10 protein-coding genes are annotated in these 10224 nt (G+C 57.7%); 5 read left to right on the forward strand and 5 right to left on the reverse strand.

Annotated features, from left to right (window positions below; genetic code table 11):
• The first annotated feature begins 24 nt into the window (after window positions 1-24).
• Window positions 25-1059 (forward strand): AbrB family transcriptional regulator, encoded by a 1035-nt coding sequence (locus tag ACR0B3_RS23325; protein ID WP_480811166.1) that lies wholly within the window; start codon window positions 25-27, stop codon window positions 1057-1059.
• Here the strand turns inward: ACR0B3_RS23325 and ACR0B3_RS23330 are convergent.
• The 5 genes from ACR0B3_RS23330 to ACR0B3_RS23350 all read right to left on the reverse strand — a co-directional run bounded on the left by ACR0B3_RS23330 (window position 1028) and on the right by ACR0B3_RS23350 (window position 6586).
• On the reverse strand, window positions 1028-2008 hold the full coding sequence (locus ACR0B3_RS23330; protein ID WP_480811157.1) for a D-2-hydroxyacid dehydrogenase family protein: 981 nt from the start codon (window positions 2006-2008) through the stop codon (window positions 1028-1030). The two genes, ACR0B3_RS23325 and ACR0B3_RS23330, sit on opposite strands and share 32 nt — an antisense overlap.
• Complete coding sequence (locus tag ACR0B3_RS23335) at window positions 2005-2241, reverse strand: hypothetical protein (RefSeq protein WP_480811158.1); 237 nt, start codon at window positions 2239-2241, stop codon at window positions 2005-2007. Before ACR0B3_RS23335 ends, ACR0B3_RS23330 begins: the two co-directional genes overlap by 4 nt.
• A gap of 50 nt (window positions 2242-2291) precedes the next feature.
• Window positions 2292-3380, reverse strand: a complete 1089-nt coding sequence (locus ACR0B3_RS23340; protein WP_480811159.1) for a 4-oxalomesaconate tautomerase — start codon at window positions 3378-3380, stop codon at window positions 2292-2294.
• A 10-nt stretch (window positions 3381-3390) separates the two neighbouring features.
• Window positions 3391-5421 carry a tripartite tricarboxylate transporter permease gene (locus tag ACR0B3_RS23345; RefSeq protein ID WP_480811160.1) on the reverse strand — a complete coding sequence of 677 codons (2031 nt, stop codon included), beginning with the start codon at window positions 5419-5421 and terminating at the stop codon, window positions 3391-3393.
• A gap of 76 nt (window positions 5422-5497) precedes the next feature.
• Window positions 5498-6586 (reverse strand): tricarboxylate transporter, encoded by a 1089-nt coding sequence (locus ACR0B3_RS23350; protein ID WP_480811161.1) that lies wholly within the window; start codon window positions 6584-6586, stop codon window positions 5498-5500.
• Window positions 6587-6725: 139 nt separating this feature from the next.
• Between ACR0B3_RS23350 and ACR0B3_RS23355 the strand changes: the two genes are divergently transcribed.
• The 4 genes from ACR0B3_RS23355 to ACR0B3_RS23370 all read left to right on the forward strand — a co-directional run bounded on the left by ACR0B3_RS23355 (window position 6726) and on the right by ACR0B3_RS23370 (window position 9848).
• A complete protein-coding gene (locus tag ACR0B3_RS23355; RefSeq protein ID WP_480811162.1) occupies window positions 6726-7394 on the forward strand; it encodes a response regulator transcription factor in 669 nt (222 codons plus the stop codon).
• Window positions 7391-8758, forward strand: coding sequence for a sensor histidine kinase (locus tag ACR0B3_RS23360; protein ID WP_480811163.1), 1368 nt, complete (start codon window positions 7391-7393; stop codon window positions 8756-8758). The genes ACR0B3_RS23355 and ACR0B3_RS23360 overlap by 4 nt, the downstream gene beginning before the upstream one ends.
• Before the next feature lie 258 nt (window positions 8759-9016).
• Complete coding sequence (locus tag ACR0B3_RS23365; RefSeq protein ID WP_480811164.1) at window positions 9017-9253, forward strand: hypothetical protein; 237 nt, start codon at window positions 9017-9019, stop codon at window positions 9251-9253.
• Between the two features lie 340 nt (window positions 9254-9593).
• The gene (locus tag ACR0B3_RS23370) at window positions 9594-9848 is read left to right on the forward strand and encodes a hypothetical protein (protein WP_480811165.1); all 255 of its coding nucleotides are present in this window, start codon (window positions 9594-9596) and stop codon (window positions 9846-9848) included.
• Window positions 9849-10224: the final 376 nt, after the last annotated feature.

Below are 10224 nucleotides of genomic sequence, written 5' to 3' on the forward strand. Positions count from 1 at the left end.
ACCCAGAACACCGAAACTTCAGCTTTGAAAAAACGAGCCGTTACGTTCGGACTTGCTGTGCTGGGCACCGGTGTATTTTGGGCGCTGAACCTGCCGCTACCCTTTCTGTTCGGACCAATGAGCGCATGTTTGATTGCAGCTCTTGCGCACGCACCGATGGAAGGCTTTGGACAGGTCTCGGTTGCCGCCCGCACTATACTGGGCGTGGCGGTAGGGGCATCGATTACGCCGGCTCTGTTTGCTGAATTGCCAAAAATGGCCGCGTCAATTGCGCTGATCCCGTTCTTCATCCTGCTAATCGCGCTGGTAGGTGTGCCATTCTTTCGCAAATTCTGGGGCTTTGACTCCACAACGGCTTTCTACGCAGCCATGCCGGGCGGTTTGCAAGACATGATCATCTTTGGCACTGAGGCGGGGGCCAATCCGCGTACCTTGTCCTTGATCCACGGTACGCGCGTGCTGATCATCGTGACGTTGGCCCCCTTGTTCCTCACCGTGTTCTATGATGCCCAACTCACCAATCCGATTGGCGACCCCGCGCACAACCTGCCAATGCAAGAATTGGCACTGATGGTTCTGGCCGCCATTATCGGCTGGAAAGGCGGGGAGTGGATTGGCCTGTTCGGGGCGTCAATCCTGGGGCCAATGATCCTTACGGCCGCCTTGTCACTGGGCGACTTCATTCATACCCGACCGCCTCGCGAGGCCATTCTTGCAGCGCAGTTTTTCATTGGCTGCGGAATTGGTGTGAAATTCGTAGGTGTCACATGGGTCGAACTACGCCGGGTAGTGGCAGCAGGCTTCGCCTATGTCATTGTCCTTGCCGTCCTGGCAGCCGCTTTTACCGCCGTTGTCACGACCTTGGGGCTGGGCCAACCGGTCGAGGCGTTTCTGGCCTTTGCCCCCGGTGGGCAGGCAGAGATGACGGTGCTGGCCATCGTCTCGGGCGCGGATTTGGGCTTTGTGATCACCCACCATCTGACAAGGATCGTGCTGGTGATCATCGGTGCGCCCATCGCCGCAAATCTTATTCTGCGTTGGTCCAAACCTCGGGGTTGATTATGTGGATCGGAGCGCCTTCGGCATAGGCGTTCACCTGATCGAAAATATCCGCGAATTGCAGGTCGAACTCGTCTTCAGTGACAAAGCCGATATGTGGTGTCGCGATCAGATTGGGATGTGACAAAAGCGGGTCGGTCGGATCAATCAGTGGCTCGGAATCGAACACATCAATCGCCGCTTTGCCGGGGCGACCGACGTTCAGCGCCTCAAGCAAAGCACCAGGCGCGATCAGCCCGGCTCGCGAGGTGTTCACAAACAGCGCCTCCGGCTGCATCTGTGCAAAATCCGATGCGGTGATGATCCCGCGCGTATCCGGTTTCAAGCGCACATGGACCGAGACAACATCGCTGCTGCCAAAGAACGCTTCACGGCTGGGCGCGACCTGCGCGCCATCCGCCTGCACACGTGCCCGGCCTTCTACGGATGACCACCAGATCACATTCATCCCAAAGGCCTCGGCATAACTTGCAATGGCGCGAGCAATGCGGCCATAGCCATAGAGCCCCAACTGACGCCCCCGCAGCGTCTTACCCACGCCCGCCTGCCAGTGCCCGGCTTTCACCGAAGCCATTTGTGCGGGCAAATCCCGCATCCCGGCCATGATTAACGCCCAAGTAAGTTCGGCTGCAGCATAAGACGGCGTCCCGCCATGCATGTTTGAGCACAGCAGCACGTCGTGATCTGTACAGGCCTCAACATCGACATGAGGATAAACGCTGCGCTGGCTGATCAGTTTAAGGTTTGGTAATTTCTCCAGCAAGACGCGGGTGACTTTGGTACGTTCGCGGAACAGGACAAGCACCTCCGCGTCATGCAGTCGGTCGGCCAGAGTGTCAGTGTCTTCGACATGATCCGTCCATAACGTCACCTCATGACCGGTGAGTTTCTCAAAGCAAGGCAGGGCACGCAGGGTGTCAAACCAGTCATCAAGAATATGGACCTTCATCGGCTTTCTATACCCTGCTCGGTGTTCAGTTTTCTTGGCGTCGGCACAAAATGACATGTGTCGAGAGCGGCAAGTGCATTGCGGACCCGTTCGCTTTGATCCAGCAGATGGTTGAACTGCTCATCGCAGCCAGCAATCGGTGTCGGGTAGTCCGAGATGTCCCGCCGTAGGGCCGACTGCGCCAACATGAGTTCCTGACGCGCGATATCGAGGCATTCCGAGTAGTTGTCCATCGTGTCCTCCCACTATGTATACAATAGTATACTATTTGGGTTGCACTAGATCAACTCCCGTTCCAAACAGACTCAGGCACATAAACATGCCCGTCCGCCAACTTGCGCGCGGTCCGCACCAAACCCGCCGCGTTCACTGTGAACCCGTCGGTGGTGGAAAAATCCACCATCACGTCGATATTGCCCGAGGCGTGTTCCAGAACGACTTCAGCCGGGCTGTTCGTGGGGCGATCCAGCAAACCGTCGGCGACGGTTCCGGGAGTCAAAGCGCAAGACGCCATGCATTGCGCGCCGGTGACCGCCATGGTCGGGTGGGTTTTCCACGGCATGAAATACCGCACTGCGAGCGTTCCGCCCTCTCTGGCCGGAGCAACAAGGCCGAACTTAGGGGTGACCGATTTGGACACATCCCCCATACCCATCCGCTGCCCTGCTTCGATCCTAACGGCCTCCATCCGGCCAAAGAACGCGCGGTTTGCGTCCAGCTCCTTGGCGCTCTCATAGCCCGTCAATCCGAAGTCTGTGGCGCGGGCGATAGCCATCGGCATAGCGACATCCATGCAGGTCAGTTCGACGCCCTGAACTGCATCGCGCAAGTTGCCCGTAGGCAGGAACGCTCCGGTGGCCGAGCCCACCACGCCCATGAAACTCAACTGCACAGGTGCTGAATGACCGGGAACGCCGGCGATCTCCGCATCACCCTCATAGGTCAATTCGCCCCCGGGTGTATTCACCTTGGCCACGACCCGAGCCCCAGTGTTGACGGCCCGAATGCGAACTTCAGTTTCATCACCCTGCGGTTTGAACAAGCCCATCTCGACGGCAGCAGGGGCAACCCCGGACAGTATGTTGCCGCAAGTCGGTTTGAAATCGACCAGCTTGTCCTCGACCGAGACCTGCGCAAAGAAATAGTCGATATCGGCCCCGTCATCCTCGCTGACCGACAGCATCGCGACCTTTGTGGTCACCGCCGCGCCGCCGCCGATGCCGTCGATGTTCAGCGACTGCCCAGACCCAAGAGCGGCGATCAGCACCTCGGCCAGCGCGTCCAGATCCTCAGGCAAATCCGAGCGGCGGAAATACGGGCCTTTCGACGTGCCGCCACGCATCAAGATATAAGGGATTGCGGTTTGAGTCATTTTGAACCCCTCACTTCAACGGCCAGGGCAGGCTGACCATGTCTTGCAACAGACCCGGCGGGAAATCGCGGTTCAGCGCACCGGCCATCAGGCACATGAACCCGATGCCGCAGGCTGTCAGGAGCAGCGTCATCTGCCAGCTTGCCCCGGCCCGGATGCGGAAAAACGCAATCAGGAAACCCAGCAGCGCGAGGATGAAACCCACCACCCAAGTCGCGGCGATCAAGCTGGCGAACCACGCGAGTGTGGACCACAGACCATGCGGTGCGCTGGCGTCTTCTCCGGCGATTTCCTTGTCGGCGAAGATCGCATCACCCTCGGGTCGCCGCATCATCTGGATCAACAGGATCACGCAGCAGAACAGCGAGACGCTGCCGATCACCAGAGGGATGATCTTGTCGGTCATATTGTAGTCAGGGATCATATTGGCGTTGACCAAGGCGACGATCAGATAGGACATGATCACCAGCAGGAAGATCAATGGCGCGCGCTTCGTACCTGCCTTTACGTCACCTTCGGCCATGATCATCTTGGCCTGCCGGATACCCAGAATGACCGAAACAACGGTGACGACGATCAGCACGATAACGATCGGGCTGAAGACATACTCCATGCCCTCCCCAAAGCTCTTGCGGAACCGGAACGAGGCGATCTGGAACGCCTGGTTGGTGAATTTCTCAACCGGGTTCGATAGAACGAAACCGATCAGGAAGGCCGGGCGCGACCAGTCGAAACGGCGCAAGAAGATGCCGATCAAGCCGATCACGAACAGGGCGAGCAGGTCTTCGAAGTTTTGCCCCGACTGGAAGGCCGCAAAGCTGATCAGCATGAACAGGAACGGCGCAAGATAGGTGAAGCGGATCGTGGTCAGCTTGGCGATTCCGCCCGAGGCTGCGATGCACAGGATCGTGCCCACCACGTTTGCCAGCGCCAGCAGCCAGACGATGGAATACGTGATGTCGAGATTGTCCTTGAGCATGCTCGGCCCGACCTCGATATCACCGGACCCCAACAGCGCCACCGCTCCGATGAAGATCGCCATCGAACCCGAGCCGGGGATGCCAAACAGCAGGGTCGGCACCAGCCCACCACCCTCTTTGGCGTTGTTTGAGCTTTCAGGGCCGATAACCCCGCGCACTTCGCCTTTGCCGAAGTTGCTTTTGTCTTTTGTGGATTGAACCGAATGGCCATAGGCGATCCAGTCGACCACTGAGCCCCCGAGGCCCGGAATGACGCCGACGACCACGCCAATGATTGAACAACGGACCGAGAGCCAGATGTTGGCGAACCAGTCTTTGACACCGTCAAGCCAACCGGCCCCCAGAGATGCCCCTTTGGCGATCGAACGATCTTGCCGCAGCAGTGAGACGATCTCGGGAACGGCAAAGATACCCAGCCCGACGATGACCAATTTCAGACCATCAGTCAGATAGGGAATGTCATAGGTCGCCATGCGCAGTGAACCACCTGCATCCGCCTCACCAATGGTACCGACCATCAGGCCAAGACCGGCGGCGGCCACGCCCTTCAACGGGATGCGTCCGGCCAGAATAGCGACCATCGACAAGCCGAGAATTGTGATCATCAGCATCTCGGGCAAGCCGAAGGCCAGTACGATAGGCCGCGCGATCAGGATGAACATGGTCAGGAAGGTGGCGCCGACCAGCCCACCGAACAGGGATGAGGAGAAGGCCGCCGAAAGCGCCCGCGCAGCCTCGCCCTTTTTGGCCATAGGGAAGCCGTCCAGCACCGTGGCTTGCGAAGCAGAACTGCCGGGGATGCCCATCAAGACGGAAGCGAAGGTGTCCGAGGTCGGCACCACTGCGACCATCCCGATCATCAGCGCCAGACCAAGGATCGGGTCCATTCCGAACATGAAAGGCAACAGCAGGGACAGACCGGCAATACCGCCAAGCCCCGGAAAGACGCCCACAGCCAGCCCCATGACGACGCCGAGAATGAGATACCCCAGAACGATGGGTTGCAGGATCAAACCCCACGCGTCACCAAGCGCAGGTAGAGCGGTGGCGAAAACCTCCATAGCGGCCGCCTTTCATAAACTGTTTTGTATGTAGAGAAACGCGCGCCCTTCGTTGGGCGCGCGACGACGTGTCAGCTTAGTTCAGCTCGACGCCGTAGGCCTCTTTCAGCCAGTTCAGGACGTATTGCTTGGCATTGTCATCCACATTGGTCGCCGTCTGCAAAGCAGATTTCGAGCCTTCGCCGACAAAAACAGGATACTTACCAACGCGCTTGGACGAAATGTCTGCAAAGTCACCACGCTCTGTTACGGCTTGGAACGCTGCAGTGTAGGCATCAACGACCTCTTGTGGCGTGTCACCGGGCAGGAAGGCCAGTTTCTGAACCGGGAAGCCCGCTACGAAGAAGGCTTTCCATGCGTCCCATGCTTCACCGCTGGTTTCGCACCCATCGGTGGCCTCGCAGACCTCTTTAAAGGTCGGAATGTCCGGGAAGGTCGGGTCACGAACGATATTGCCATCTGCGTCCAGAGCACCCCAGGTCATCATCGGCACGGCCTGACCGGCCTCGACCAGCGGGGCCGAGCCGCCCAAATAGCCTGAGGACGTCTGGTAATCGATATTGGCTTCACCACGTTCAAACATCAGGCGGCCATCTCCGCGGCCTTTGATGCCAAAGACCGGTTCCACATTCATGCCCAGCATCTGCCAGGCCAACAGAGGCACAAGGTCCAAACGAGTTGCGCCCTGCGAGCCGTAGATGAAATTGGTGTCCTTCAGCGCATTGGCAGAGCCGTCGAACTTGGCTCCGTCCTCGGCGTTCAGATAAGCAACACCGCCTGTTCCGGATGCCATGACCGGAATCCAGTCGTTGTATTCATAGCGCACGCGCGGATCGCTCAGCAGATACGGGAATTGAGTTGAACCGGAGGTGCCAAACAGCAGCGTTCCATCATCATGGCTCTGCTCTTGGAACCAGTTTGCGCCTTTGGTCGAACCGGCGCCCGGCATAAATTTCACGACCACTGTCGGTTGGCCCGGCAGTGCTTCGGACAGAAGCGGCGCAAAGAAGTTGGCCCATTTGGCAGACCCGCCCGTTTCCGAGAACGGGATTACCCATTCGACGGTCTTGCCCGAGAAATCGACCTCGGCTGCGGCAGGTGCGGCGAGTCCGGCGGCGGCGATCAGCCCCACGACGGCGCGACGGGTGAAGTTTGAAATGGCCATTGGTTCCTCCCTGTTGACCAAACAACCACGTCAGCGCCCTCCGCACCACCGTGATCGCAAATAGAACTGTGGGGTTGATTCCCACTCCTATCTGGCAATCATGAAGCGCCAACCTTGCGCGAAACTTGCAGGAGCCCGAATGCGGATCGTCATCGTCGAGGATAATGAAGCCCTCGCCAACGCCATTGCTTACCGCCTGAGGGATCGGGGCCATGCCGCTGATGTGCTGACAGATGGCGAGGCCGCCGATCTGTATCTGGAACAGGAAGGCGCTGACCTGATCGTTCTGGATATCAATCTGCCAGGTCGGTCAGGGCTTGAGATCTTGCGATCCCTGCGTAGCCGAGGCGATAGCGCGCCTGTCATCCTGCTGACCGCGCGCACCGAGACCAGCGACCGCGTTTCAGGTCTGGATATGGGCGCCGACGATTACCTGGTGAAGCCCTTCGAGATGGATGAGCTTGAGGCCCGAATACGCGCCCTGTCGCGCCGCAAGCAATTGGATTACGGTGCGCGCGAAACGATCGGGAACCTGGAATTCGATCGCACCACCCGGCAGGTCAGTGCAAAGGGCCGAGTTCTCGATGTGCCGCGTCGGGAAATGGCTGTGCTTGAATGCCTGCTGGAACGGCGGGGCAGGATCGTCCCTAAAAGTCAGTTGACCGACTACGTCTACGGCGTGGGCGCCGATGTCGACGATTCAGCCGTCGAGCCACATGTGTCACGACTGCGCAAACGCCTTCAGAACCTCGGCATCCGGATCAAGACCGCCCGTGGCCTTGGATATCTGTTAGAGGTGCAGAAGTGATCCGGCACGGTTCGCTCAGGCTTAGGCTTTTCATTCTGATCCTGACGCCTTTGGTGCTGCTCGCAATCCTGCTTGGATACTGGCGCTACACGGTGGCTCAGCAAACGGCGCAGGAGCTTTTTGACGACAGCCTGTTATCTGCCAGTCTGGCCATTTCGCGCGATGTGGCGGTGTCGGAAGGCGATGCCCTTTCGCCTACCACGCGCAGCTTGATCCGCGACGCATCGGGCGGAGAGATTTTTTATCACGTGACTGGACCTGGCGGCATATACGTCACAGGGTATGCATATCCTCCGACCGCTGCAAACCCGTCTGAGCAAGACGCGTACCAGCCAAGGTTTTTCGAGGCGATCTATCGGAATGAGCCGGTGCGCGTACTGAAAATGACCGAGCGCGTCACACTGGGTAACCTGGTGGGCGATGCAACAGTAACAGCTTGGCAACGCATCGCCGACCGCCACGCCTTTGCCAACGAACTGTCGATCCGCGCCGCGATCTTGATGGGTATCCTGCTGGCCACCCTTGCGTTTGTCGTCTGGTTCGGCGTCGCACGCGGATTGCGGCCCTTGCTGGATTTGCAGGATGCCATCGACCTGCGCTCGCCTGACGACCTGAGCCAGATCAAGCGCCCGGTCCCGGTCGAGGTTCATGGCATTGTTCAGACCTTGAACCGGCTGTTTGGACAGGTCGAGAACAGCATCAACGCCCATCAGGTGTTTATCTCAGAAGCCGCGCATCAGCTGCGGAATCCCGCGGCAGCGGTCCAGTCTATGGCCGAGGCGTTGCGGGACGCAAAAACAGATGAGGACAAGGACAAACGGATTATCGAGCTTGTGTCGGCAGCGAAAAACTCCGCGACGGTGGCCGAGCAGCTATTGTCGTTGGAGCGGTTGCGGCAGCCAACGCATCAGGATCAGATGGACAAGATTGATTTCCGTGCGGTTGTGGAAGAGGCCTGCGCTGACATGGGCGTTCATATCCTCACAAAAGGGATCGATTTTGAAGTCACAATGCCAGAACCAACAATCTTGGTCTCAGGAGATCGGATCTTTTTGGCAGAGGCTATCAAAAACCTGCTGGACAACGCGCTTAAGCACGGCGGTGCTAAACTGAGTCAAATATCAGTTGTACTGCGTTGTGACGCGGGGAACGTCAAACTAACCGTATCTGATGACGGAACAGGCCTTTCACCCGACCAAAGCGAAGCCGTTTTCAGTCGATTTTCGCAGCTAGAATATTCCGAAGGTAGCGGTTTAGGGTTGTCGATTGTCTCAGCTGTAGCAAAGCGCCACGGAGGTGTGGCCGCGATCAACCAAGTCGAAAAAGGAGCAAGCGTTACGCTTCAGCTTCCCATAGCCCTGTAGTTTGTTTCAATTTCTGCTCGGAACCCGAAACCTGTCACAATCAAAGAGAGTTTTTCGAATACAGCGAATGACCGGTTTCCACCCCAAGTGCCGGGCACGGCGGTCTTGATACGTCTTCACCGGACTTTGAAGCCTTTTGCAGCGAAATGGCGCTTGGTCCGCACTGCGATCGTCTTCGAACGGCGTCTCGAATTGCAGTTTTCTGCAACCTCTGAATGATTGGCGCCTCCGTAACAATATAAGAACATCACTGAATGGGTGTTAACCCTTATCGGTTACAAGGCCGGTGGTCCTGCTGGTGCAGTTGCTGGTCGTGCCGCAGCCAAAGGCGCTGAGAAAGGCGCAGGGTGGCTGCAGGCAGGCAAGATTGGTCAGAAGGTCAAAGGCGAGAAACCAATCGGGCCGGTTGCAACTGGTGCTATTGCAGGGGGTTCTGCTGGTGGCTTCGCAACCGACATAGCTACCAGCTTATTGTACCCATACCAGCAAGAATGAGACCGCCGCCAACAAATGCCACCAGAGCGCCCATCATTATCGCTAGATTGCCGTCGCCCCGGTTCCAATGGGCGATGGTGCTCTTTGCAAAAAAGACAACCAGATACGCAATCAATATGCCTGCTGCCACTTCCAGAGCTAACGGGGGATCGGCTGGGTTCATACCAGCAACCTAATCACCCCGACACACAACGTCCAGACAGGAGGCACGGCAATGGCAGGTTTGAGTTTTGCGAGGCCCTAAAGATAGGAGTTTCGCGACCAATACCCGCCCACGCGTCATGGAGTTAAATTCGATTACCCAGCAATATCAAAGGCAGTTCCCGGATAAGGTACACGCATGACCGACCGCGATAATTCAACAATCTGGATCGAGGAATTGAACCCGCCACATATGCGGCTCAGCTTCACCCACTTCCCGTGGCAAAACGCACACCGGATCACACAGCGGGCCCAAAAGCTGGCGCAGAACTATTCCAAGGGCTGGCACTGCGCCTACTGTGGCAACCTCATGCCGGAATGGAAACGGGTGGACGCCAAGTACTGCAAGGAAGGCTGCAGGAAGATGGCAGCGCGGAAACGGCGTCTAAAGTAGAGCTAAATAGAAACCGGCCCCTACTATTTATGCACCCCCCGACACGGTGTTTTATTAACGGAAAATAACGCGCCGAACCTGACAAAACCCGACATTCGAACAAAACCAGCAGCAAGGTTTATACAAGAACACCAACCGTTTTTTCAGGCGGTCCATGCGGGGAAAGAAATACCAGCCCTTCGGACTTCGGGAAGCGCGCCGGAATAGTGGGGCAAGTTGCCCCGAAAGTACGGAGCGCGGTAGGCCAAAAGAGTTTGCGTCAGAAAACTTCAGGTTGGGAATTTGTGAGCAGCCTCATCTGACTGGTCCAATTTGATTGTTAGTGCATCATCGGCCTGTGATCCATCGGGATGATGGTTTCCGGCGCTGGCGGGCG

This window comes from Ruegeria sp. CE9 (genome assembly GCF_056537425.1).

Excerpts from the sequence above, each read along its gene's own strand:
- ACR0B3_RS23330 (WP_480811157.1), bottom strand. The coding sequence starts at position 2,008 with ATGAAGGTCCATATTCTTGATGACTGGTTTGACACCCTGCGTGCCCTG.
- ACR0B3_RS23340 (WP_480811159.1), bottom strand. The coding sequence starts at position 3,380 with ATGACTCAAACCGCAATCCCTTATATCTTGATGCGTGGCGGCACGTCG.
- ACR0B3_RS23335 (WP_480811158.1), bottom strand. The coding sequence starts at position 2,241 with ATGGACAACTACTCGGAATGCCTCGATATCGCGCGTCAGGAACTCATG.
- ACR0B3_RS23355 (WP_480811162.1), top strand. The coding sequence starts at position 6,726 with ATGCGGATCGTCATCGTCGAGGATAATGAAGCCCTCGCCAACGCCATT.
- ACR0B3_RS23350 (WP_480811161.1), bottom strand. The coding sequence starts at position 6,586 with ATGGCCATTTCAAACTTCACCCGTCGCGCCGTCGTGGGGCTGATCGCC.
- ACR0B3_RS23345 (WP_480811160.1), bottom strand. The coding sequence starts at position 5,421 with ATGGAGGTTTTCGCCACCGCTCTACCTGCGCTTGGTGACGCGTGGGGT.
- ACR0B3_RS23370 (WP_480811165.1), top strand. The coding sequence starts at position 9,594 with ATGACCGACCGCGATAATTCAACAATCTGGATCGAGGAATTGAACCCG.